General features: G+C 46.8%; 20 protein-coding genes and 1 tRNA gene. 14 read left to right on the top strand and 7 right to left on the bottom strand.

Translation table 11 applies throughout. The annotated features are described in order from the left end of the window. Nucleotides 1–9: 9 nt before the first annotated feature. Both H8K38_RS16095 and H8K38_RS16100 read right to left on the bottom strand, forming a co-directional pair. On the bottom strand, nt 10–1047 hold the full coding sequence (locus H8K38_RS16095) for a serine/threonine-protein kinase (RefSeq protein WP_186885853.1): 1038 nt from the start codon (nt 1045–1047) through the stop codon (nt 10–12). A 24-nt stretch (nt 1048–1071) separates the two neighbouring features. Beyond that, nucleotides 1072–2238 carry a GNAT family N-acetyltransferase gene (locus tag H8K38_RS16100; RefSeq protein ID WP_186885854.1) on the bottom strand — a complete coding sequence of 389 codons (1167 nt, stop codon included), beginning with the start codon at nt 2236–2238 and terminating at the stop codon, nt 1072–1074. A gap of 27 nt (nt 2239–2265) precedes the next feature. On the opposite strand from H8K38_RS16100, the gene H8K38_RS16105 reads away from it, so the two are divergent. Genes H8K38_RS16105 through H8K38_RS16115 form a run of 3 tightly spaced genes read left to right on the top strand, consistent with a single transcriptional unit; the run spans nt 2266 to nt 5402 of the window. After that, nucleotides 2266–3879, top strand: coding sequence for an NAD+ synthase (locus H8K38_RS16105; protein WP_186885855.1), 1614 nt, complete (start codon nt 2266–2268; stop codon nt 3877–3879). A 15-nt stretch (nt 3880–3894) separates the two neighbouring features. After that, a complete protein-coding gene (locus tag H8K38_RS16110; protein ID WP_186885856.1) occupies nt 3895–4233 on the top strand; it encodes a P-II family nitrogen regulator in 339 nt (112 codons plus the stop codon). A gap of 29 nt (nt 4234–4262) precedes the next feature. After that, the gene (locus tag H8K38_RS16115) at nt 4263–5402 is read left to right on the top strand and encodes an ABC transporter substrate-binding protein (RefSeq protein ID WP_255423023.1); all 1140 of its coding nucleotides are present in this window, start codon (nt 4263–4265) and stop codon (nt 5400–5402) included. A gap of 20 nt (nt 5403–5422) precedes the next feature. On the opposite strand, the gene H8K38_RS16120 is transcribed toward H8K38_RS16115, so the two are convergent. Together H8K38_RS16120 and trxB are read right to left on the bottom strand one after the other, a co-directional pair. After that, complete coding sequence (locus tag H8K38_RS16120) at nt 5423–6058, bottom strand: Smr/MutS family protein (RefSeq protein ID WP_186885858.1); 636 nt, start codon at nt 6056–6058, stop codon at nt 5423–5425. 14 nt (nt 6059–6072) lie between these two features. Beyond that, the gene (gene trxB / locus H8K38_RS16125) at nt 6073–7020 is read right to left on the bottom strand and encodes a thioredoxin-disulfide reductase (RefSeq protein ID WP_186885859.1); all 948 of its coding nucleotides are present in this window, start codon (nt 7018–7020) and stop codon (nt 6073–6075) included. Nucleotides 7021–7265: 245 nt separating this feature from the next. On the opposite strand from trxB, the gene H8K38_RS18655 reads away from it, so the two are divergent. The 4 genes from H8K38_RS18655 to serS all read left to right on the top strand — a co-directional run bounded on the left by H8K38_RS18655 (nt 7266) and on the right by serS (nt 13310). Continuing rightward, nucleotides 7266–9611 carry a DNA translocase FtsK gene (locus H8K38_RS18655; RefSeq protein ID WP_186885860.1) on the top strand — a complete coding sequence of 782 codons (2346 nt, stop codon included), beginning with the start codon at nt 7266–7268 and terminating at the stop codon, nt 9609–9611. A gap of 53 nt (nt 9612–9664) precedes the next feature. Beyond that, on the top strand, nt 9665–10339 hold the full coding sequence (gene lolA / locus H8K38_RS16135; protein WP_186885861.1) for an outer membrane lipoprotein chaperone LolA: 675 nt from the start codon (nt 9665–9667) through the stop codon (nt 10337–10339). 43 nt (nt 10340–10382) lie between these two features. Next, a complete protein-coding gene (locus H8K38_RS16140; RefSeq protein WP_186885862.1) occupies nt 10383–11687 on the top strand; it encodes a replication-associated recombination protein A in 1305 nt (434 codons plus the stop codon). A gap of 327 nt (nt 11688–12014) precedes the next feature. Beyond that, nucleotides 12015–13310, top strand: coding sequence for a serine--tRNA ligase (serS, locus tag H8K38_RS16145; RefSeq protein WP_186885863.1), 1296 nt, complete (start codon nt 12015–12017; stop codon nt 13308–13310). A 76-nt stretch (nt 13311–13386) separates the two neighbouring features. On the opposite strand, the gene H8K38_RS16150 is transcribed toward serS, so the two are convergent. After that, nucleotides 13387–15147, bottom strand: a complete 1761-nt coding sequence (locus H8K38_RS16150) for a GGDEF domain-containing protein (RefSeq protein ID WP_234030623.1) — start codon at nt 15145–15147, stop codon at nt 13387–13389. Nucleotides 15148–15994: 847 nt separating this feature from the next. On the opposite strand from H8K38_RS16150, the gene H8K38_RS16155 reads away from it, so the two are divergent. From H8K38_RS16155 to H8K38_RS16170, 4 genes are all read left to right on the top strand, one after another. Next, nucleotides 15995–16648: a recombinase family protein gene (locus H8K38_RS16155; RefSeq protein WP_186885864.1), complete on the top strand. Its 654-nt coding sequence runs from the start codon at nt 15995–15997 to the stop codon at nt 16646–16648. A gap of 673 nt (nt 16649–17321) precedes the next feature. Beyond that, a complete protein-coding gene (locus H8K38_RS16160) occupies nt 17322–17813 on the top strand; it encodes a hypothetical protein (RefSeq protein WP_186885865.1) in 492 nt (163 codons plus the stop codon). A 116-nt stretch (nt 17814–17929) separates the two neighbouring features. After that, nucleotides 17930–18604, top strand: a complete 675-nt coding sequence (locus H8K38_RS16165) for a hypothetical protein (protein ID WP_186885866.1) — start codon at nt 17930–17932, stop codon at nt 18602–18604. A gap of 181 nt (nt 18605–18785) precedes the next feature. Further along, complete coding sequence (locus H8K38_RS16170; RefSeq protein WP_186885867.1) at nt 18786–19493, top strand: hypothetical protein; 708 nt, start codon at nt 18786–18788, stop codon at nt 19491–19493. 753 nt (nt 19494–20246) lie between these two features. Here the strand turns inward: H8K38_RS16170 and H8K38_RS16175 are convergent. Next, nucleotides 20247–21050, bottom strand: a complete 804-nt coding sequence (locus H8K38_RS16175; protein WP_186885868.1) for a hypothetical protein — start codon at nt 21048–21050, stop codon at nt 20247–20249. A 106-nt stretch (nt 21051–21156) separates the two neighbouring features. Continuing rightward, nucleotides 21157–22194: a site-specific integrase gene (locus tag H8K38_RS16180; protein ID WP_186885869.1), complete on the bottom strand. Its 1038-nt coding sequence runs from the start codon at nt 22192–22194 to the stop codon at nt 21157–21159. A 195-nt stretch (nt 22195–22389) separates the two neighbouring features. Between H8K38_RS16180 and H8K38_RS16185 the strand changes: the two genes are divergently transcribed. The 3 genes from H8K38_RS16185 (at nt 22390) to H8K38_RS16195 (ending at nt 25702) form a co-directional block, all read left to right on the top strand. Then, nucleotides 22390–22479 (top strand) — tRNA-Ser (locus H8K38_RS16185). Nucleotides 22480–22974: 495 nt separating this feature from the next. Further along, nucleotides 22975–23661, top strand: coding sequence for a hypothetical protein (locus tag H8K38_RS16190; protein ID WP_186885870.1), 687 nt, complete (start codon nt 22975–22977; stop codon nt 23659–23661). A gap of 568 nt (nt 23662–24229) precedes the next feature. After that, complete coding sequence (locus tag H8K38_RS16195; RefSeq protein WP_255423024.1) at nt 24230–25702, top strand: pyridoxal-dependent decarboxylase; 1473 nt, start codon at nt 24230–24232, stop codon at nt 25700–25702. Nucleotide 25703 lies beyond the last annotated feature (1 nt).

Genomic DNA, 25703 nt, shown 5'->3' on the forward strand with positions numbered 1-25703 from the left:
GACAAGACCTTAGCGCGGCAGGTTGACCATGACCGCAAACGCGATTGCAATCAGTATCGCTGCAAGACTAAGCCAGAGAAGAGTATTGCTCTCAGTGCTGGTGTTGTTCTCTGCACCGTCCGGACTGATTTTTCCTCTCTTGCGTTTCAGTCTTTTATCCCGATCCAGTACTTTTTGTAAATCATCAGCCATCTCGCGTGCAGTCTGGTAGCGATCGCTCAGCTCTTTTTGCATTGCTTTCATTACGATTCTTGAGAGCGATTCAGGTATCGCGGGATTGATTTCTGACGGTGCCTTCGGCGTTTTATACGCGATCTGATTCAGTAGTTTGTCTATATCGTTACTTTGAAATGGTTTTTGCAAGGTCAGCATTTCATACATGACCGCGCCGAGAGAATAAATATCCGTCTGCGCATTCACCTGTTTTCCCATGGCCTGTTCCGGAGACATGTAGTTAGGTGTACCGAGAATATTATTATTGAACAGCGTTACATTAGCTGGTTGGTTTTCATCCAGCAGGCGATTCGGTGCGCGGGCAATACCAAAGTCGACTACTTTGGGTTGATTATTCGTCAGAATAAAAATATTGCCAGGTTTGATATCTCTGTGAATGACTGCTTTCTCATGGGCATAGGCAAGCGCATCCGCAATTCTTTGAATGATATCTGTGGTTTCTATGGAATCGAAAGTGCGTCCCGCAGCGAGCATCATTTTCAAGTCTTGTCCACCGAGGAATTCCATCGCGATGAATGTTGTACCTCCTTCGCTGGAAGCATCGAAGATCGTCACAATATTCGGATGGGAAAGCCTGCCGGCCGCCCGTGCTTCGTTGATGAACTGCTGTTCACGTTGTTTTTTGTCTGCGGCATTCCCGCTTGCATTGAGTATTTTGATGGCAACATCCCGGTCAATGACTGGATCATGACCCCGAAAGACGGTGCCATTCGATCCTGTGCCTAGCTTTTCAGTCAGGTAAAAGCGACCAGCGCGTTTGTGCATATTCATTGCGTTACTCGGATTATCGGATGTTGTTTTGTTTTTTTGCATGTCAGCAGGATGCCTTGATGCATCTTAAATTTCAAGTGGTTGTTTATACGGATTATGCTCATTCAAATCGTCCAGATACAGTTCTATGCCGTTTGTTTCTCTTTGTAGAAAATTGGCGACAGCATTACTGAACTCTGGGTGCGTTAAGAAATGTGCCGAGGCAGTCTTTTGCGGTAGAAATCCTCTGGCCATCTTGTGTTCCCCTTGGGCTCCGCCTTCAAAGGTCCGGATACCGTTTTTAATGCAAAATTCTATCGCCTGATAATAAGCAGTCTCGAAATGCAGGCAAGGATAATGCTCAACACAACCCCAATAACGACCGTACACCTTGCTTTGATTGAATATCAACAGCGAAGCCGCAATTTTCTTTCCATCTTTAATCGCAAAAATAAGATGGACGTGCTGCGGCATTGTGCTGCCAATTTGTGTGAAAAACTCAAGATTCAGGTAAGGTTTTGAGTGATGATTTTCATACGTGGCATCGTAACAGCGCTTGAAAAAAAGCCAGTCTTTCTCGTTCGCATCCAAACCTTGAATATGCGAGAAAACAATGCCTAGTTCCTGTACTTTTTTTCGCTCGGCACGGATATTTTTGCGTTTTTTCTTACTGAGCGTATTCAGAAAACTCTCGAAGTCAGAGTGCTGATCATTTTGCCAATGAAATTGTACCCCCGCTCTGATCAAAAAACCTGCATTTTTCAGCTGTGTTATTTGATTTTCATCAGGAAACAGAATGTGACACGAGGAAAAGTCTCCTGATAGCGTGAGGTTTTTCAGATTTTCCAGCAATAAGTTTCTGACCGTATTATCACTCGCAATAATTCTGCTGCCTGTGACGGGAGTGAATGGTATCGCGGACAGTAGCTTGGGGTAGTACTGCAACCCATGCTGTTGATATGCCTGTGCCCAGGACCAGTCAAACACGTACTCACCGTAAGAATGTGTTTTCTGATAAAGCGGGCAAGCGCCAACCAAGGTTTTATCTTGCCATATCGTTAAATAATATGGATGCCAGCCAGTTTTTGCCGAGGCCGATCCGGATGAGTGTAAGGCGTGCAAAAAAGCATACGAAAGAAAGGGATTGGCGGACGGATCGGATTTCAGCAAACTGTCCCATTGTTCTTGTCCAATATCAGAGAGAGAACTTGCGAAGCCCATGCGATAATACTGGTCGATAGAAACTAATTCCATTTTTTGATTTTTTCAAATTGCACGATTATGACGATTAAAGTTGCCATTGCTCAGATGAATAGTACGGTCGGTGATCTGGCCGGAAATGCCGCGAAAATAGTAAATTATGTCCGCCAGGCAGCTGAGCAGGGAGCCGATATTGTTGTAACACCTGAGCTGTCTTTGGTTGGTTATCCTCCGGAGGATTTACTGTTAAGAACCGGGTTTTATCTGCAAACACAGCAGGTGTTATCTGATCTGACTGCGCAGCTTGCTGCATTCAAAGATATTTATGTGTTGGTCGGGCATCCTGAGGCCAGAGATGGACGTCATTTTAATGCGGTTTCCGTTTTGCTCAACGGTAGCATCATTGAATGCTACTTTAAGCGCAATCTGCCGAATGACATGGTATTCGATGAAGTCAGATATTTTTCTGCGGGTTCTGAGGCTTGTGTGTTCGACGTGAAGGGCGTGCGCTTTGGTATCAATATTTGTGAAGATACCTGGTTTAAAGATGCGCCTATGGCAGCGAGGAGTGCAGGGGCGCAGGTATTGTTGGTGCCAAATGGCTCACCATTTCACATGGATAAGCAGCAGCAACGTCTTGATGTGATGCGCGCGAATGTAAGCACTACAGGCATGTCGCTTGTGTATGCCAATTTACTGGGCGGTCAGGATGAGCTGATTTTTGATGGAAATTCCTTTGTTTTAAATTCGCAAGGCGAACTCGTTGCTCAGTTGGCACACTGCGAAACGGCTTTGCAAGTCATAAAATTTGACGGTGGGCAACCCGTGTCTCAGCCCTTGCCTGAGTTGGGTACAACAGAATCTCAGGTTTATCATGCACTGGTACTTGGCGTGCGTGATTATGTGACTAAAAATGGCTTTCCCGGCGTCTTACTGGGATTGTCTGGCGGCGTTGATTCTGCGTTAACTCTGGCGATCGCGGTTGATGCATTGGGTGCAGAAAAAGTCAGGGCAATCATGATGCCTTCACCGTATACCGCAGATATCTCTCTGTTAGACTCGCGCGATATGGTGGAGCGCCTTGCTGTGCGTTACGATGAGATTTCAATCGGCGCTTGTTTTGATGCATTCAGAACCACCCTGAGCGCAGAGTTTGCCGGCTTAAAAGAAGATACGACAGAAGAAAATATTCAAGCGCGGATCCGCGGCACGATACTGATGGCCTTATCCAATAAGTATGGTTCAATCGTGCTGACGACCGGCAATAAGAGTGAAATGGCCGTTGGTTATTGCACCTTGTATGGTGATATGGCTGGTGGCTTTGCCGTGATCAAGGATATTCCTAAAACGCTGGTATACCGTTTGTGTGCGTACAGAAACAGTATTGCCGAGATTATTCCAGAGCGCATTCTGACGCGACCACCTTCTGCCGAACTGCGTCCGGATCAAACAGATCAGGATTCTTTGCCGCCCTATGAAATACTCGATGGCATCATGCAGTTGTATATGGAACAAAATAAATCCCGTGCCGATATTATTGCAGCGGGATATCGCGAAGAGGATGTTGAACGAATTACGCGTTTGATTAAAATAAATGAATACAAACGTCGTCAGGCGCCAATAGGTGTGCGGATTACTCACCGTGCTTTTGGTCGTGACTGGCGCTACCCGATCACCTCAAAATTCAGAGACTAAAAAAGGAAATTTATTATGAAACAAATCACAGCAGTCATTAAACCATTTAAGTTGGATGAAGTCCGCGAAGCATTGGCTGATGTTGGCGTAACGGGCTTGACCGTGACCGAAGTAAAAGGCTTTGGTCGTCAAAAGGGACATACTGAGCTGTATCGCGGTGCCGAATATGTTGTGGATTTTTTGCCGAAAATTAAAGTAGAAGTGGTTGTGGACGACAACATTTGCGATAACGTTGTTGATGCCATTATTAAAGCGGCGCATACTGGAAAAATAGGCGATGGCAAAATTTTTGTGCAGAACGTTGAGCAGGTAATTCGCATCCGTACCGGTGAAACTGGTTCTGAAGCGGTCTGATTTATTACTTAAACTGAGTGCAAGCAACTATGATGGCATCCAAATTACTCACTGCTGTATTCGCAGCGCTGCTGGCCATGCCAGCTGTTGCGGAAAATGGCGTTAGTGAGCATAAAATTATTATCGGCCAATCTGCTGCTTTTTCGGGGCCTGCAGCGCAACTGGGCATACAGTTGCATGCAGGGGCGAAAGCCTATTTTGATCACGTGAATAGCACTGGCGGCGTCTTCGGCCGTAAGATCGAAGTCATTAAGCGTGACGATAAATACGAGGCTGACATTGCTGCTTCCAATACGAAGGCACTGATAGAGACTGACGATGTATTTGCCTTGTTTGGTTATGTTGGCACGGCAACCAGCAACGCCGCAACGCCTATATTCACGCAAGCGAAAGTGCCATTCTTTGCACCTTATACTGGTGCTCAGTCTTTGCGGGAACCTTTCAATAAGTTGATCTTCAATGTTCGCGCCAGCTATTTTGACGAAACCGAACATCTGGTTGATCGTCTGGTAAATACCGGGCTTAAAAATATCGCTGTGTTCTATCAAAATGACGCGTACGGTAAAGCAGGATTAACGGGTGTAGAGCGTGCGCTGAAGAAAAAAAATCTTCCTATTGTTGATACCGCAACGGTAGAGAGAAATAGTGTTGATGTTGCCAAAGCAGTTGAAAAAATGATGGCAAAACGTCCCGACGTTATTATCCAGATCAGCGCCTATTCTTCTTCTGCAGCGTTAATTAAAGAGATGCGCCGGTTGGGTTATACCGGCCAGTTTTATAACGTCTCTTTTGTCGGTAGTCAGGCTTTGTCGGATGCTTTGGGTAAAGATGGTTCCGGTGTCGTTGTGTCGCAAGTCGTGCCTTTTCCTTGGTCTGCGGCGAACGCAACTGTCGTCGGTGAATACACAAAAATCATGAATAAAGCCGGCATTAAAGACCTGAATTTTTCCAGTCTGGAAGGTTTTATTGCGGCGAAGGTATTTGTGGAAGGTTTGCGTCGTTCAGGCCAGAATCTGACCCGCGAAAAATTGATTTCCTCTTTAGAGTCGTTGAACACTAAGAGTTACGATGCTGGTGGTTTTGACATTAACTTTTCATCGTCGAATCACAATGGTTCAAAATTCGTTGATATGACTATGATTGGCAAAGACGGAAAATTCAAGAACTGATAAAAAAGGCCTGAGGAAACTCAGGCCTTTAATAATACGATCAGCGCACCTGATCCGCCATCCGCTGCAGTCGCCTGACTAAATGCCAGCACCTCATCTTTCTGGATCAGCCAGTTTCGTACTTTGTGCTTCAGAACGGGTTCTTTATTGACAGAACCCAGGCCTTTTCCATGAATGATCCGTACGCAACGAACACCGTTTCTACCGCATCGCCTCAGAAAATCACCCAGACTGTCTCTGGCCTGATCACGGCGCAGACCATGCAAATCTAATTGCGCCTGGATCACCCAGTGCCCCTTGCGTAATTTTCTGACGACGTCAACCCCGACTCCGGGACGGGTATAGCTCAGATTTTCATCTGTTTCCAGTAATGAATCCGCATCGAATTCATCAGAAAGCGATTCTTGTAATGCTGCTTTCTCATCGGCGATGTATTGAAATGGTATTGGTGCCGGGCGTACCGGAGTTGCCTGATGCTTGACCGCCACTTTCAATGGTTCAACCGAACCTATGCTGGAGCGGAAAATATTAGCTTCTGCTTTTGCTTTCTTTTCCTGCTCCAGACGTTCTGCTTCAGCGCGCTGTCTGGCTTCCTGTTGTGTTTTGAGTTGCTGACCCAGAGATTTCAGGTCAGCAAAATTTTTCAGCGACGACATCGATTCAGCCTGGATTATTCTTCCAGATAACGCTGTGCATCCAGTGCCGCCATACAGCCGGTACCTGCACTGGTAATCGCCTGACGGTAAACATGATCTTGCACATCGCCGGCTGCAAATACGCCGGGAACATTCGTTGCGGTTGCCATGCCTTCAGTGCCGGTGCGGGTTTTGATGTAGCCGTTATGCATTTCCAGCTGACCTTGAAAAATGCCGGTATTCGGTTTGTGACCAATTGCGACAAATACACCATGGACAGGCACTTGTGTAATTACCCCATCCGCCGATTTGATATTTACGCCGGTAACACCAGAATCATCTCCAGTGACTTCATCCAGAGTGTGATTCCATTTGACTTCTACTTTGCCTTCCGCGACCTTTGCCATCAGGCGGTCGATCAGAATAGCTTCTGCGCGGAATTTGTCGCGACGGTGAATCACTGTGACTTTGCTGGCGATATTCGATAAATACAGTGCCTCTTCGACTGCTGTATTGCCGCCACCGACAACCGCAACTTCTTTGCCGCGATAAAAGAAACCATCGCAAGTGGCACAGGCGGAGACACCTTTACCCATAAAGGCTTGTTCAGAAGGTAAACCCAGATACTGTGCTGATGCACCAGTCGCGATAATCAGTGAATCACAGGTGTATTCACCCTGATCACCGATCAGACGGATAGGTTTTTCATCGAGCTTAGTTGTATGAATGTAATCGAAAATGATTTCAGTGTTAAAACGTTCTGCATGTTGCAGAAAACGCTGCATCAGTTCCGGGCCTTGCACACCCAGCGGATCTGCTGGCCAGTTTTCGACATCCGTTGTCGTCATGAGTTGCCCACCTTGTTCTACGCCAGTGATCAATACCGGATTAAGGTTGGCGCGGGCGGCATAAATAGCGGCGGAATAACCCGCTGGACCTGAGCCGAGAATCAATACGCGAGCGTGTTTTTTAGATGTAGACATGAGCAGACCTGCATAAAAAGAGTTGAAGGGGAGGCCAGACGGGATAATCGATGCCTTATTTGCTTGCAGATGGTGTTGCCTTAGAAAAAAGCAAGCGATGGCGCTTTTTTGCATTTTCATCTGCAGATCAGCGCAAATTATAGTCTATCCTCTGGCGCTGCGTGAGGTACCCGGTGTTTGGCGAGCGGGCTCTAACATGCTATCTTGTCAGTCTTTGGTTGTCTGGATGAACATTTTCCTGATTTATGACTACAAGTAACAGCGAAGCCTACACCCGTAGCAGTAAAAGCCCGCCGCCCCCGCCACTGCCAAATAAAATGGTGGTGTTGCTGATGGAGGCACGCTGGCTCATTTTCGCTGCATTAAGCGTTTGCCTGATATTGATACTGGCGACGTATTCCAAGGCAGATCCGGGCTGGTCACAGTCCAGCGTTGTCCCGAAAATCCATAATCTGGGCGGAAAATTCGGCGCCTGGCTGGCAGACGTGGTGCTGTATGTATTCGGTTTTTCTGCCTGGTGGTGGAGCGTTGTTTGCTTGCGTCAGGTAGTGAAATCTTATCGGCGTCTGGCTGATCGGCTATCGATGCAAGTCGAAACGAAAACCGGCGAAGAAGAGGGCTTGCCTTACCTGCTTGCGCGGATCACGGGATTTACCTTACTGATTTGCGGCAGCATGGGGCTGGAGTTTTTGCGCATGCATACCCTGAGTCTGCCATTGCCATTGGCTCCCGGGGGCGTACTTGGCAATGTAATTGGTTCTGCCGCATACAGCGCTATGGGTTTTACTGGCGCAACATTGGTGTTACTGATGGCGATGGCATTGGGGATCAGCTTGTATTTTCAGGTGTCCTGGCTGACGATCGCAGAAAAAACCGGTGCGGCGATAGAAACCGTTTTTGTGTTCATACAAAATAAATACGCGGCGGCGGAAGACCGGCGTGTTGGTCAGACTGCCGCAGTCAAGCGCGAAGAAGTAGTGGTGCAGGAACGGGCGAAGATTGTGGAAGCATCGCCGATACGCATAGAGCCTCAGGTGGTTGCCGTGCAGCGTTCTGAGCGCGTGGAAAAAGAGAAACAGGTGTCCTTATTCAATGAACTGCCAGACACGAATCTACCACCGCTTTCTTTGCTTGATGATGCGCCGCCCGTGCAAGAAACCGTCAGCGTGCAGACCCTGGAATTCACCAGTCGTCTGATAGAGAAAAAACTCTCCGATTTCGGTGTTGATGCCAAGGTCGTTGCGGCTTATCCGGGGCCTGTCATTACCCGTTACGAAATTGAGCCAGCGACCGGCGTAAAAGGCAGTCAGATCGTCAATCTGGCGCGTGATCTGGCGCGCTCATTGTCGCTGACGTCGATACGTGTGGTGGAAACCATTCCCGGTAAAAATTACATGGGGCTGGAATTGCCGAATCCGAAACGGCAGATTGTCCGCCTGACAGAAATTCTCAGCTCCAAGATTTATCACGACAGCTCGTCAAGCCTCACCGTAGCACTCGGTAAAGATATTGCAGGCAATCCGATTTGTGCCGATCTGGCGAAGATGCCGCATTTGCTGGTGGCGGGTACAACGGGCTCCGGTAAATCTGTTGGTATTAATGCGACGATATTGTCACTGCTGTACAAGTCTGATCCTAACGATGTGCGCATGATACTGATCGATCCTAAGATGCTGGAGATGTCGGTGTACGAAGGTATTCCGCATTTGCTGGCGCCGGTGGTGACGGATATGCGCCAAGCTGGGCATGCTCTGAACTGGGCGGTTTCTGAAATGGAGCGCCGCTATAAACTGATGTCGAAACTGGGCGTGCGTAATCTGGCTGGTTATAACGTCAAAATCGCAGAAGCGGCAAAGAAAGAACAACATATTCCGAATCCATTCAGCCTCACACCGGATGCGCCGGAACCGCTCGATAAATTGCCAACCATCGTCATCATCATTGATGAGTTGGCCGATCTGATGATGGTGGTGGGTAAAAAGGTGGAAGAGCTGATCGCCCGTATTGCGCAAAAAGCGCGCGCAGCGGGTATACATTTGATTCTGGCAACGCAACGACCATCGGTGGACGTGATTACCGGCCTGATCAAGGCGAATATTCCTACCCGTATCGCGTTTCAGGTCAGCAGTAAAATCGACTCGCGCACGATTCTCGATCAGATGGGCGCAGAAACCTTGCTCGGTATGGGCGATATGTTGTACATGCCGCCCGGCACCGGTTTACCGGTACGGGTACACGGCGCGTTTGTGTCGGATGAAGAAGTGCATCGTGTGGTTGAGCATTTAAAAGCGCAGGGCGAGCCTAACTATATCGAAGGCATACTCGAAGGCGGCACCTTGGAAGAGGGCGGTGAGAGCGGCGCTGCGGGCGAGGTTGCCGGTGGTGGCGAGGCCGACGCTTTGTACGATCAGGCCGTGGCGATCGTATTGAAAAACCGTCGCGCTTCGATTTCGCTGGTGCAACGGCATTTGCGTATTGGTTACAATCGCGCTGCCCGCTTGCTGGAACAAATGGAACAAAGCGGGGTCGTATCAACGATGCAGTCGAATGGCAACCGTGAAATTCTGGTCCCGGTCGGAAATGCTGAGTAGCCATGGATATCCGCGACAGGCGGATCAGGCGGTCGATATGATAAGTAGTACAGATGAGTAATCAAGGAAAATCAGTGAAGAAGCAAAGTAAAATAGTACGCGGTCTGCTGGCATGTGTTGTTGCCACCACGCTGTTACCCGCAATCGCCATGGCGTCCGCAGTCGATCAATTCAAATCCTTTGTCTCGAACACCAAAAGTGCCAAAGGTGAATTCGTTCAGCAGCAGATCAAGATGGTGGATGGCAACCCTAAAGTCTCCAAGACCTTCAGCGGTGCATTCGTCTTCGCCCGTCCCGGTAAATTCATCTGGACTTACCAAAAGCCTTACGAGCAAGTGTTGCAGGCCGATGGTGAAAAGCTCTTCATCTTCGATAAAGATTTGAATCAGGTCACGATCAAAGAATTAGGCAATGCGTTGGGTTCCAGCCCTGCAGCGATTCTGTTTGGCAGCGCTGGCGCTGCTGATCTGGATAAAAATTTCGTCCTCAAAGATGTGCCATCGAAGCAGGGCATGGAATGGCTGGAAGCAACTGCGAAAGCCAAAGGCAGCCAGTTCGATCATATCGGCATCGGCATGAAAGACGGCGTTCCTTACGCTTTGGAATTGCGCGATCAGTTTGGTCAGGTGTCACTGGTGACGCTCAAAAGCATGGAAAAAAATCCTGCTTTGAAAGCGGATCAGTTCAAATTCGTCGTCCCTGCCGGGGCAGATGTGTTCCGCCAATAATGATGGAAATTGAGTTGGCAAATGAGATGGCAGATGTGATTGCATGATGAGCTCACCACGTAAGAAGCTCACGCCGCTGGCAGAGCGCATGCGTCCGGCGACGCTGGATGATGTGATCGGGCAGCAGCATATTCTGGGCGAGGGCAAACCGCTACGCGTTGCGTTTCAGTCTGGCGAGCCGCATTCGATGATCTTGTGGGGCCCGCCGGGTGTGGGTAAAACTACGCTGGCGCGCCTGATGGCAGATGCATTTCATTGCGAATTTATTGCCTTGTCCGCCGTTTTATCTGGCATTAAAGATATCCGCGAAGCCGTTGAGCGGGCGCAGATTTTGCAGGCAACGTCGCAACGCCGCACCATCCTGTTTGTTGATGAAGTACATCGTTTCAACAAGAGTCAGCAAGACGCTTTTTTGCCGCATGTGGAAAGTGGTTTGTTCACCTTCATCGGCGCGACGACCGAAAACCCTTCATTCGAAGTCAATAGCGCCTTGCTGTCGCGGGCCGCTGTGTATGTGCTGAAATCGCTGACGGATGATGATCTTGCGCTGATGGTGGATCGTGCCTGCGAGCGTCAGCTTGATGGTTTGCAGATACTGCCGGAAGCCAAAGCCAGCCTGGTGTCCAGCGCCGATGGCGACGGTCGTAAATTATTGAATAATCTCGATATCGTGGCGCATGCCGCTACTGCCAAAAATCTGAATGTCGTTGATCCTGCTTTACTCAGTGAATGTCTGGGCGACGCTTTGCGACGGTTTGATAAAGGCGGCGATGCGTTTTACGATCAGATTTCTGCCTTGCATAAATCCGTGCGTGGATCGAATCCTGATGCTGCGCTCTACTGGCTGGTACGCATGCTCGATGGTGGCGCTGATCCACGTTATATGGCGCGGCGCATCGTTCGCATGGCGTCGGAGGATATCGGTCTGGCTGATCCGCGCGCTTTGCGTATCTGTCTGGATGCGGCTGAAACCTACGAACGTCTGGGCTCACCGGAAGGCGAGTTAGCGTTGGCCGAGGCGGTGATTTACCTTGCGTGTGCGGCGAAATCGAATGCGGTTTATAAAGCCTATAACGCGGTGCGGGCGCTGGTGGCGAAAGATAAATCGCGCGTCGTGCCGGAACATTTGCGGAATGCGCCGACCAAGTTAATGAAGCAACTCGGTTACGGCAAACTGTATCGCTATGCCCACGATGAGCCGGATGCGTATGCCGCTGGCGAAACTTATCTGCCGGAAGGCTTGGAAGGCGAATCCTGGTATCACCCGGTACCGCGCGGACTGGAAATCAAAATTGCAGAAAAGCTGGCGTATCTGCGGCGGCTGGATGATGAGGCGGATGGCGTTTAACGGCGTCTGTCGATTTGCTGATGTGCTTGATCAGGTTTCAGCGCATTTGCTAATGTCAAAACGCGGTAAAAAAACGCTCAGAAATCACTCAAAAAGCAGAAAAAAGCCTGAAATATACTCCCTGGGGTATCTGTTTTTGCCAGCCTGTACCCCTTTGTTTGTATAGAGATAAGCTGATTTTGCTCATATACTCCCCATTATTTGCATTTACATGCGCTGGCTGGTGCTGATATTCGGTGTCATCAGCATGCTATAAGTTTAGGGAAATTCGCCCGCCCTTGCTACAATAGCCGATTAGCTTATTCCACTTATTCGTATCAGATCACTATGATAGATATTCAACTCCTGCGTAAAGATATCGCCGCTGTTGCCGCGCGTCTTGCTACCCGTAAATTCAAACTCGATGTCGATGCGTTCAACGCACTCGAAGGTGAACGTAAGCAGATTCAGTCCCGCACTGAAGAACTGCAAGCCAAGCGTAACAGCTTGTCCAAACAAATCGGTATGCTCAAAGGCAAAGGCGAAGATGCTTCCGCAGTGATGGCCGAAGTCGGCGGCATCGGCGACGAATTGAAAGCTTCTGAAGTGCGTCTGTCAGAAGTGCAGATCGCCATGACGGCATTCTTGCAGACGATTCCTAATCTACCGCACGAATCTGTGGTGGTGGGGCAGGATGAAACCGCGAACGTTGAAATCCGTAAAGTTGGCACACCGCCAGTGTTTGATTTCGAGGTCAAAGATCACGTCGATATCGGTTCCGCACTGGGTCTGGATTTTGATACCGCAGTCAAATTAACCGGCTCACGTTTCTCGGTGATGAAAGGCGGTATGGCGCGTTTGCATCGTGCGTTGGCGCAGTTCATGCTTGACACGCAAACCGTTGAACACGGCTATACAGAAATGTACACGCCTTACATGGTGAACGCCGATTCCATGCGCGGCACCGGCCAATTGCCGAAATTTGAAGAAGATTTGTTTGCCGTGAAAAAAGGCGGACAAGACGGCGAGGGCGAAACGCTGTATCTGATCCCGACCTCCGAAGTGACATTAACCAACACTGTGCGTGACGAAATCATCCCGGCAGATGCTTTGCCGATCAAGATGACGGCGCATACACCATGCTTCCGTTCCGAAGCTGGCAGCTATGGCCGCGATACACGCGGCATGATACGTCAGCATCAGTTTGATAAAGTGGAAATGGTGCAGATCGTGCATCCGGAAAAATCCATGGAAGCACTGGACGAAATGGTCGGTCATGCCGAAGCGATTCTGAAGAAACTGGGCTTACCTTACCGCGTCGTCAGTTTGTGTACCGGTGATATGGGCTTTGGCGCAACCAAAACTTTCGATCTGGAAGTCTGGTTGCCAGCACAAAATACTTACCGTGAAATTTCATCCGTATCGAACATGGAAGCCTTCCAGGCGCGTCGCATGCAGGCACGTTTCCGCAATGCGCAAGGCAAACCAGAAGCGGTGCATACGCTGAATGGCTCTGGCCTGGCAGTGGGACGTACGCTGGTCGCGGTGCTGGAAAATTATCAGCAGGCAGATGGCTCCGTGGTGATTCCGGAAGCGTTGCGCCCTTACATGGGGGGCATGGAAAAATTAGTGCCGGCAGCGTAAGTCAGCTTGTTGCAATAAGTTGATCTGAAAAAAATCCCGCGTCATATTTAACGACGCGGGATTTTTTTATCTATTTTTATTTAACTTCGGCGCGGCGATCGACAAACAAGCTGTTGCCGTGAATTTTCTTTGCCTGTTTTTTTGCTTCAGAAGCCGCAATCGAAATCTGATGATGCGAATAAAATTGATTCGGGCTGGATTTGACCACGCCCAGTGACAGACTCACCAACGGATAAAACACTTTTTTTCCTTGCCGGTCTTCGCTCAGATAACCACCGCGTTCGCGGTCTTCATTGTTATAAAAATCCTGAATCTCGGTTGCAAAGCTTTCCAGAATATCGCTGCAACGCTGTTCCCAGTCATCGCTGCGAAACAGAATAATAAAATCATCGCCGCCGATGTGACCGATAAAATCCATCTGCGAATCGCAATGCCGTTTCAGCACATCGCCCGTCATCTGAATAATATCGTCGCCGCGTCGGTAACCATACACGTCATTAAACGGCTTGAAATGATCGAGATCGCAATAACAGGCGCTGAACCTCTGCTGTTTTTGCAGTAACTGATCAATGTGTTCGTTGATCGGCACGTTGCCGGGTAACTGCGTCAGCGGATTCGCATAGCGTGCGGCGGTAATCTGCATTTGCGTGATTTCTCGCATCAGATCCGGCCCGGTACAAATGCCCAGATATTGTCCCTGATCGGTAATGATGATGCCGTTGATCAGATGCTCAGGATTCGCCTCAACAATGATATGGCTGACATCCTGCATACTGGTGTTTTTATCGACCACCACCGGGTGCGGATCCATAAACACCTTGCAGGATTTTTTGCCGTACAACTCGCGCTGATACGGGCGCGCAAAACGGTCGATCATGTGATAGCGATTGATGATGCCGATCGGCGTGCCCTGATCGACCACCGGTATCATCTGTAACTTCGGGTTCTGCAGAAAAATATCATCGACCTGATTATTCAGCATACTCGATGGTATTGATGGCGTTTCTTTCAGAATCTTTTCGACTGCTGCGGTTTGCTCAAAGAAGCCCGAGGCCCGGCGCGACAGTTGCTGATGATGCGATACCAGCGCCTTGGCCACCTCTGCCGGAATCGCCTTACTTGGCGTCGGGTGAGGGCGGGCGATGTGATAGCCCTGACCGCAAGCCACGCCGATATCGCGCACCATCAGCAATTCCGCATGCGTTTCTATGCCCTCGGCAATCACCCGCGTTGCCGATTTCTCTGCAATGCTTTGTATCGACCGGACAAACTGCGCCTTCACCGGATCATGATCGATGCCCTGGATAAAGTGCATATCGATTTTTACGTAATCCGGTTTTAATTCAGACCATAAGCGCAGACTCGAAAAGCCCTCGCCCAGATCATCAATCGCAATTTCAAAACCCATGCTGCGATAATGAATTACCGCCTCCGACAGCAAAGCGTAATCATGCGTCGGCTGATATTCGGTCAGCTCGATGATGACGCGGTCTGGATTCACGCCCAACTGATGAATGTAATCCAGCGTTTCACCATAGCGCACATCGCGCTGGATCAGGCATTCCGGGCTGACATTCAGAAACAGCTTGCCCGGCAGGTTTTGTACGAAAAATTCTTCCAGCACGATTTTGCGGCACAGATGTTCGACCACGACCGTTAAATTGTGCGCCGATGCCGCTTTAAATAAATTAATCGGCGAATGCAGCGGGCTGTCAGACGGGCCGCGTATCAAGCCTTCGTAACCCAGAATATCACCATTCTGCATTTCAACGATGGGCTGAAAACGCGCCGTCAGCGAGCGTTGTTCGATGATGCGCTGCAAATGCGCCAGCGTCATCGCATCAGCATCATCCGTCGTCGCCCCGGCGGCAATAGTGGCGGTTGCCAGGTGCTGATGCACGATGGCCATTCTTTCCTCAGACGCTGCGCTGTTCATTCGGCGGTTTTCCCAAAAACGCGCCGCTGACTTTTCAGACTGCAGACGCAAAAACAATCAATAGCAACAATATAAATAGTTGATATGACAAGCGCGTGTCATTATTGCCTTTAGGGAATAAATTTGAATCAACACCATCGAATGGATGCGTGATCGAATCGCACTTTGCTAGGAAAGCAAAGATTTCTTTGCTATAATCGGCGGCTTCGTTTTATAGCGAACAACCAAGCCGGAGAGGTGGCAGAGTGGTTGAATGTACCTGACTCGAAATCAGGCGTACTGTAACATCAATATATCTTCAAAATCCCCTGAAAGCCTCATCAGCATTAGCTTTGCAGAGTTTTACATGCAAAATAATCGCTTCTACATATCCGATTAAATATCAATTTTGAGCGTCACTACTGGACACGTAGTGGAGCGACTTCATTGTAACGGTATTTACTAAATCGGCATACTCAAAGTGCTACATGCGCTGTATTTGGACACCTAGACGGTTAAATCTCAATCCTAGTAATAATGCTGCTTTTTCCATTGTTAGCCAAAATACAGTTTGCTTAATAATGGGTCACTGCATCATATCTGGCTCTAACGCAATTAGAGTTTTAATAGCTGTTGTTATTGAGACATTATTGCAAATTTCATATTGCGAAATATAGCGCAAATAAGTGTATAAAACTCACTTAAATTTGAATATGCAACCATTAAACGGTCGTATACAATATGCATAATCAAACTTCAGGGGCGCTCAATGACTGCTAAGACTGTTGTGATTTATTGTCGTTGCTCAACTAAAGAGCAACTCAAGTCAGGGCTTGGTCTTGAAGCGCAGGAGACTGTATGCAGGAACTTTGCTAGTGCTAACGGTTACGCTGTCATTGATGTCGTTATAGAGGCTGAATCAGGTGGTGACAATGAGCGAAAAGGCTTGCAGGCAGCTTTGTCTTTGGCGAGAAAGAATAAAGGCTATGTTCTTGTTTCTAAATTGTGCCGCCTGTCGCGTGACGTTGCCTATATCAGTGGCTTAATGTCTAAGGGGGTTCCGTTCATCGTTGCAGAACTAGGCGACAATGTAGACCCCTTTGTTTTGCACTTATTCGCGGCACTTGGGGAGAAGGAGCGCAAGCGCATCAGTCAAAACACAATTTCTGCACTTGCTTCCAAGAAGGGAACGGGGGTGCTAGGTAATAAAACAAATTTGGCTGATGCGCGTATCAAGGGGCATGAATCCAATTCAATCAAGGCTAGAGCCTTTCGGGATAAGATAGTACCAATCGTTAAAAGCTATCAACAACAAGGCTTAACAATGGCTGGCATAGCGACAAGGCTCAATCGTGATGGTGTCTACACGATGATGGGTAAGGACTGGACGCAGCCAGCCATAAGCCGACTTCTGAAGTCCTAACAAGTTGTAGATATTTTAATATCGTAGTGCAGATACTTTGTCGAGGGTTATTGTTGGTTAAGCCACGCTTGCGTCTTTGCTGTTATTTACGCGGCTAGCTTACTTGACGAACATTATTGTTACAATACGTTACAATAAAGAGTGTTTAAAAAGACTGGTGTCTATTGACTTTTTGAAAAGAAGTGCTATAATTACTATATATTCGGACATAATAGTAACTATTGTGTCCGTTTTCTTTTTCGCTCCCGCGAACGGTTAATGCATTCCTTTGCTTTAACTCCCCCCCCTTAAATTCATAAAACAATCCAAACGCTAATGGAGGAAGACCTGTGCTCATCTTAAATATGCATGACCCTTTAATCAATTTCAAAATATCGCACTTCAAGAAAATTCTTGATGTTCTTAAATTTCAAAAAACAGAGAAATTTACAAACGCGAGGACAGTCTCCTATCTTAATGCGTTAAGTATTTCAACGCTGTCTGGTAAACGTTTCACAGTCCCAGCCTTAAAAGCTATTAAAAAGAATCTCGCTAACCCATTTCTTTATAAGCATACAGTCGTCGTCCGGCTCACTCTGTTTCTTTTAAGTACAAACGAACTCACGGCAGATGAAATGCTTCTGTTGCAAGAGAAGCGCTATAAGAAGCAAGTCAATCACAAGGAGGGAATTTAATGGCTTATGTAATCGAAGAGTATCAAGATCGAAATGGAAATAAGTTTTTTCTGAAGTCGTTTGACAGCACTCGCGTTTATCATCCGCAAGAATCTCGACAAATTCAACAAGATAATTTCAACTTCTATCAGGCGAAGAAATCCGATTCGCAAGCCGCTATAAAAGCCTCTGAGCAAGCCGCGGCAAAAGCAGCAGCGCCATTATCAGATGATGAATATTACGAGTTAAAGCTTAAAGAAGATCAGCGGCGTAAGTTGGATCAACTTCTGATAGAGCAAGAACATGAGGAAGCCTTGAGGCAAAGGGAATTAGAGTTGAAAGATGCAAGCAAGCCCGTTGTAAATCTCTGCTCGACTAACCCTATTGTTTTTCTAAATGAGTTCGCCGCAAGAAGTAAGCAAGGTTATGTGATGGACGAATCAACACTTAACTTTTCTCCTTTTCTCTTTGCCATCAACATGACAAAGAGAAAACTAAGTAATACTCAATAACTTACCAATGCATTTGCAGGCAGCGCTTTAAGGCGTTGCTACATAGGAAGATTTCTGTTGGCAGCGTAGCTGCTACAGCAATCTTCCTTTTTTTTATTCAAGAAAGGAATTAACGCATGACTGCAATTACACGCAAGGCAATAGCGCAAGCAATACAGACATTTTACGATGCAGAAGTATTGGGTTATTACCCGATAAATCTCTCAACAGTTTCAGATATAAAAGACGAAGAGACAAAGCTATATAAGCGTTCAGTTACCATTGGCGGATTTGCTTTTCATACTCGACTTGGCTTGATTTATCAGAATATGAAAAGCCGATGTTTAGTTGGTGGAAGCCTGCAACGCAATCAACCTCATTATGCAGGTGCGACTATTTGCAAGGAGTGGGCTGACAGCTTTGATGCTTTCGCTGAGTGGGCTGCTTCCCAGATCGGCATGTATCAAGTTGATGAGCGGGGGGAGTTGTTTCATTTGGACTCTGATTTACTACTGGAGGGAGGTGTAAAAATTTACAGTCCTGAGACGTGCTGCTTTCTACCAAGAGCCATCAATGTGGCTTTGACGGGTAGGGGTAGCAAAGGTTATTACAAGACAACCAGCGGCAAGTACCAAGTTAAGATAAGTAAATATGGTAAGTCTGTATGTATAGGATTGTTTGATGAGGAGAGGCAAGCTATCAGGGCTCATAAGAGAGCCCGTAAAGCCTATATCAAAGCATTGGCTAAGCAATACCAGCATCAACTCCCTTTCGCTGTATATGATGCTCTTTTGGCTTACAAACAGACGTAGGTGACACAGGAGCTTAATTCTGTGCTATAATAAGCGTTTTAAAAATTTTTAGAGTAAATTTATAACTGTGAGAACTACCACAAGCAAAATGGTACAGCATATTTAGAAACGGTGCAAATATTTTGTTTGTGGAGGGCTTTTTATGAGGATGTAACAACACAACGGAAGGAGACATTGATTCATGCTTTACGAACAGATATACAAGGAATTTGCAGATGTAGACTTAACAGAATTGACAGAAGAAGAAGTAAGAAATCGTCAAAGTGATATAGGGAAGACTCAGGCATTCTTAAAGCAATGCTTGATAGAAACTGCTAAGCCAAAACCAGTAATGGATGATGTAGTTGTAGTGGATTACATAAACAAAATACTAAGTGACGGCTTTAACCTTCTACCTACAAAACTATCAGCAAATCAACTGATGAGAGATGTTCAGCACGTTAAAGCCTACAAAGGTTTGATTAAAACATGTGTGCAGAATAGCCCCTTCTCTGAGAGGGCTTTTAAGGTCAAAGGATTGCACAAACTACGGAACAATATAGAGAACGCTAAAACACTCCATGAGCTGCGACAGACTGTAGATGACATGATTCCAGTGCTGGAGGTAATTCGCGAGCTTACAGCCGTTCATGAGGACTCAGGCATGGATTTCTCATTCTTAGAAACTGAATTACTGTTGCTGGAGAATGAACAACTAACAAAGCTACTCGTTGAGCGGGAAAGAGTAATATCGGAGTTGTTACCTGTATACAATGACGACAGTATTCTTTTGCCTAAGAAAGTGGCACAGACCATGACGCAACACAACTGTAGCGAAGTCCAAGCATGTAAGATTTTGAGTGTTGGTAGAACGACATTGCTTAGAGCTAAACAAAATAGTTGTGCATAAGTTGTTCCAGAAGTTGTTCCAAACTCTGCTTTTTAAGGGTGTTTTTAGGTCAAAACTCTTAGAGTTTAGTAGTCTTTAAGGGTTTGTTAAGTCTTATAGAATAGCTAAGGAAAAGGGGATATGTTGGCTGTCGCCAATCCCCAATCTATAAGGAGTGCTGAAAGAGCCTGTGCGCTCTTATAAGGAACGTAACAGAATTGTGCTGCGCACAGATCATTGTTAATGCCTTATATTTATTGCAATACCAATGAAGGTGGTTCGGTAATAAATAACATTGTTTATATTGCAATTGAATACGTGGACACCTAAACATATAAAGCTTTGCTGTTACCCTTACTTATATAAGGTTCTTTATAGGCGCTATGCTGTCGCATAAGTTCTATAAAATATCTTATATAAGATCAGCCGTTCGCCTATAGGCTCTCTCTTGCACACAAACATTATTTAAAAGCAAAGAATCAAGGTCGAGAACAAAAGCATTATCCTTTTCTTTGGGTTAGTGCATTCGCTTCGCTCATTAGTGCAAAGTCAAAAGCAACACCATGTTTGGGTACGTAACTATTTATCTACATTAAGCAAGGGCAACAGCAAAAGCATGGGGGTTTTAAGTGTTAAGGCATTCGCCTATCGGCTCACACAAGACTAATTTGTGGTCGTTACACTCCCTTTATATACTGTGACGTTTTGAATGTCACATTTTTGTGCGTTTCAAGTAGCCTTCTTTCCAGTGAAGTTTCAGACGAATACTGAAGGTTATTTCTTCGGAGGTATATGATTCTCTAGTGCCATATTCAGGGTGTCATATATTGCAAGGCTTCTCATTATTGAATCGATGAAAACTTCTGTAGCATCAATCTCTTTAGATTTCCCAGTGCCATCACCGTCAACATTTACGTAACCTTTATCGCCAGTAATTCTAATAATCACTTTAGATGTTGGTTTGATTTTTCTTAATGCGGCAATATTTGAAGCGTCTGCAATAAATGTATAAGTTTCCTCAATTCCTGGCCGTGTTGTATTTCGTTCTACTTGCTCTTTGCTAAAATCATTTTCCAGAATAACTTCCCCGTCTAACATAACTGCAACTTTATTCATGAAAAGCCAGCCGTTTCTTCCATTGAAATATACCCGTAATAGCATTGTTGGTTTGCCACCATCGGGAAGTGATATATACGAGGAGACATTTGTAACAAGATTCTTAATCGTATCAGGCCAAATATTTTTGAAGAAGTACATTTTTCTAAAACCGTCTCTGGTTACGCGCGAGAGATTTCCAGACTTCTTTTGTGCGTCGAAAAACGTACCTGTTTGATCGGGAAAGCGTGCATAAAAAACTCTTGTACCATCCTTTCCATCTTTGCTATCACTCTCCGTATAGGTGGATTTAAGAGCTTCATTCCATTCCTCTATCGTTGGTATATGTGCGGGAGGTGTTGCTTTTTTAGGTTCGTCGGGAATTGCAGATGATTTTATTTTCAACTGTTCACTCTCTGCTTTTTGGCAAGCGGAGATTGTAAGAAGGAGCATTAACGTCATTAAAATTTTGAGTGCATTCATGTTGTTTCCTTTTCAGGTTTTTAACTAGTTATAGTTTTATATGTTTTTAGTATATTACCAATATTGTTGGTGCTAGAAATGCTTTGTTCTGCATTTTATGAACTTCTCACGCTGCCACTAGCTTATCCGCAATTCTTGAAGCATTTAAATGCGTATAACGAGCTAGCATCTGAATTGTTCTATGTCCACTAATGGCAGCTACTTCCATTGTGTTAAGGATGCCTAACTCAAAGAGTCTGGAAATGCGCTCATGTCGCAAATCGTGAAAGCGTAAATCAATTAAATATCTATCGTCTGGTGTAATACTGTTGCTCACACAATCAGCCTCGTAAATGGCTCTTGCACGTTTTACTGCTCTAGCCCATGCCTGTGACATTGCGTGGCTCTCACTGTCGAATAGCCGCCCATTTGAACAGTTTGGGAGGGCTTCTATAATAGACAGTGCTTCTGCTCCGAGTGGCACGATGCGAGGCTTGCCGTTCTTTGTGTTGTGCAATGTTGCAGTTTTATTGGTTATAGAGATATCCGTCCAGCGTAGTGCCACGACTTCAGACAGTCTCATTGCAGAGGCTAAGGCTAGTAGTGCAACCTCTTTTAATCCTTTGAATTCTGCTGCGTTCAGAACAGCCTCAAATTCCCCTTTGTATAGCCTTCGTTCTCGCGCATTGCTCACGAGTGGCTTGCGCACTTGCAAAACAGGATTGGTGATGTTTAGCCCCCATTCTTTAAACGCTATTGTGTAGCAATGGGATATGGTTGCCATACGAAGTCTGACGGTAGCAGGGGAGAGTGCTTCTTTAAGCCATTGGTCACGTAAGGATGCTATATCTGCCCCTTTAATTAAATCAAGTTGTTTCGATGTGATATTTGCCCTGCATATTGCGCCAATGGTATATATCTCGCGCTTAGCACTCTTCTTTAATGGCGTTACCTCTTGACTATATTTAATCAGTGCTTCTTTGAGCGTAGGTATTTTGATGTGGGCAACTGTTAACCATCTGCCGGATTGCTGCTCTGCCTCAATCCATTTAGCCCACGATTTAGCATCTTTTAGAGAGTGGAAAGACTTACATACAGTTGGGTACTTGTTCGATCTGACGCGAACTTGGTAAATGCCAGTACTGCTTTGTTTGATTGATGCCATATATCCTCTAACTAGGTTAGTGGACACGTAGTGGAGCGACTTGCTGTATTTGAAATATATTTAGTAACCTGTTATTCAAACCATTACTTCTGTTTCCGGCACCATAAACCCTTGATTTAAGCAAAATCCTCTAGTAAGGAGGGTAGTTTCTTTGCTATAATCGGCGGCTTCGTTTTATAACGAACAACCAAAGCCGGAGAGGTGGCAGAGTGGTTGAATGTACCTGACTCGAAATCAGGCGTACTGTAACAGGTATCGGGGGTTCGAATCCCCCCCTCTCCGCCAGAATATAAAGAAAAGCCCTTGATTTTCAAGGGCTTTTCTTTTTTCTCGACCGCTCAGTATGTCATTTTTTGTCTGGCTTCAATTGGACGATATTGAACAGGATTGGAAAATTTTTAATTTCCAAATATTCTTTTATCTTAATAAATATTAAATTCTTTGTTTAAAATTCGTATCGCAAAGTCGCGACTTCAAATTGCCTTCCAATCTCATGTGTACATCGTTTATATTGACCATCTTGATAACTTTGCGGAATACTTTGCATACGTTTCAATTGCAATACTCGAATTATCGGGTGGAAGCGAAGATGGTGTGATGGGCGGACTATAGAGGATGTTGTGAGTAAAAAGAAAACAAATTTACCGGCGCATAGCCCAACAGGTGGAAACTCCAACGGCAATCGCACTCGTGCTGGCATCCCATCAACAACCATGACGCCTATTCCTGGCAAGCGGCAGCCGTCAACAGGTGGTGGTAATAGTGGCGGAGGTAAAAAAAATGAGTGATTCAGACGAAGAAAAAGAGCTTCGGAAGAGGCTGGAGGAGGAAAACCAAAAGGAAGAGAAGCGAAAGGAAGATATACAGAAGCTGTTCAAAGACTTCAAAACTGAGATCGAGAAGCGGCAAGTATCTAGCTCTGAGAACTTTGATAAATCAATTTTGACATACTCAAGTTGGGCGTTAGGTGTTTCAATTGCTTTCCTCAAAGACTTCATACCGATTACAGTTGCGAATTTTTCGTGTTTGCTCTATCAATCTTGGATACTCTTTGCATTTTCAATCGCGGCTACAACCATCTCGTTTTTGCTTAGTTACAAAGGGCTTGAACTGTCCCTTTCTTATGCCGAAAAATATTTTTTAGACGAAAATCATGACTACCTTAACAAAGACAATATCTACAATAAAATTGTAAAAAAATTGAATTGGGCTAGCGGTGTAGCGTTCATTTTTGGCTTGATATTCACACTAATATTTGTAATGTCCAACTTGGAGAAATCTATTATGGAAAAGAAAAGTGGCTTTGCTCAAGACGGTTTACCTGCAAACCTGATGACTAAAATCATGCCTCAAGGCGGTGATTTGACTAAGGGCTTAAACGTCCCGACTATGCAGCAAATTCCCAAACCTAATACTCAGCCTGCACCTCCTCAACCGAATTCGCCGCAGCCTGCTCAACCCAAGTAATCATAGCCTAAGTGGGGCTATTTCTTTTTAGGCGGTAGCATTATGTCATCGTCAATGTTTATCTTGCAGTTATGGATGGGGTGCTGGCAAATGGCTGGAAATAGATCTGCTCCAAACGTCTCGCGCTTCTCGAATAAGAGAGACAACTCCCTCGGCATATTTTTTGAACAACGATGATTGGCGCATGTTTGATGGAATGGAATTTCTATCGGCTGCGTCCGTTACGTCTTAAATAGCCCGTCCAAAACCGTCAATTTTTGCAAAAATCGGGGAGTATGTGCCGAAAACACCTTATTCTCTACAGAAAATAAGGGCGTTTAAAAATACTCCCCCCAGTATATTTTTCTCATTGACAGGCAAAAAATAGGCAATCTGAGGTGGTGCGTGGTGCGTCTGGCGTCGGTGCCTGGCTGATGTGGCGGCGCAAGTTGCTCGTGTGTGGCGAATGGATTCGGCGGGAATTTGCCGTGATTTGAATAAAGACCGCAAAAGATCGCTTGTTTCTGGCTTAAATCCGGCGAGTCTCAGAGATAATGCGTCTATACGACAATCTATTGATGAGCGGATTATGGCAACACCAACTTTACCTACACTGGATTCAGCGACGCTGGACCCAGCCGACTGGAGCGCGCTGCGTGCCCAGGGGCATCGCATGCTGGACGATATTCTGGATTATGCAGAGCATATTCGCGAGCGGCCTGTGTGGCAGCCAATTCCTGAAGAGGTGCGGTTGAAATTTCAGCAGGGTTTGCCGCAGGGCGAGGGCGATTTAGCGGCGGTGCATCAGCAGTTTATGCAGGATATTCTGCCTTACTCGGTGGGAAATAGTCATCCCGGTTTCATGGGCTGGGTGCAGGGCGGCGGCAATCCGGTCGGCACGCTGGCGGAGATGCTGGCAGCCGGGCTGAATGCGAATCTGGGCGGGCGCAATCATATTCCGATTGACGTGGAGCGTCAGGTCAGCCGCTGGGTCAGTACCTTGTTTGGTTTCCCTGAAACCGCGAGTGGCTTGTTTGTGACGGGCACGTCGATGGCGAATTTCATCGCGGTGCTGGTGGCACGTTCGGTGGCGCTGGGAACGGAGGTGCGGAAAACAGGTCTGGCTTCCTATGAGCAGCGTCTGGTCGCCTACACCTCGGCGGGGGCGCATGGTTGCATCGCGCAGGCGATGGATATTGCCGGCATCGGCAGAGATGCCTTGCGCATGATTCCGATGACCAGCCAATTTGAAATGGATACCGCTTTATTGCGCGAGGCGATTGCGGCAGATCGCGCTGCCGGGCTGACGCCATTTTTTATCGCAGGCACCGCTGGCTCGGTGGATGTCGGCGCGATTGATGATCTGACTACGCTTGCCGAGATCGCGGCACAAGAAAAAATCTGGTTTCACATTGATGGCGCGTTCGGTGCACTGGCGATGTTATCACCTGAACTGGCACCACGGCTGGCGGGTATAGAACGCGCAGATTCGGTGGCATTTGATTTTCATAAGTGGATGCAGGTGCCGTATGACGCTGGCTTTATTCTGGTCAGAAACCGCGAGGCGCATTTGGCGACTTTTTCCGCACCGGTCGGTTATTTGCGGCGGGAAACGAGGGGGCTGGCTGGCGGTTCGCCCTGGCCTTGTGATTTCGGGCCGGATTTGTCGCGCGGTTTCCGCGCACTGAAGACCTGGTTCACTTTGCAGGTGTATGGCACTGAACGTCTGGGGCAAATGATTGCGCACACCTGCGAACTGGCGCAATACCTGAAGCAACAGGTGGAGGCACATCCTAAGCTGGAATTACTCGCGCCGGTGAATTTAAATATCGTGTGTTTTCGTTACCGCAGCGACTTGTGTGCCGATCTGGATGCCTTAAATGCAGACATTGTCGTTGCTTTGCATGAGGGCGGCATCTGTGCGCCATCAACGACATTCATTCGTGGGCAACTGGCGATACGTGCCGCGATTGTGAATCATCGTACCCGAGCCGAAGATATTGATGCACTCATCAATGCCACCATCGCGCAGGGCGACCTGCTGGCGCAATCCGCACAATAAA

Origin of the sequence: Undibacterium sp. FT79W (genome assembly GCF_014284215.1) — a bacterium.
In the GTDB taxonomy this organism is placed as follows: Bacteria; Pseudomonadota; Gammaproteobacteria; order Burkholderiales; family Burkholderiaceae_D; genus Undibacterium; species Undibacterium aquatile.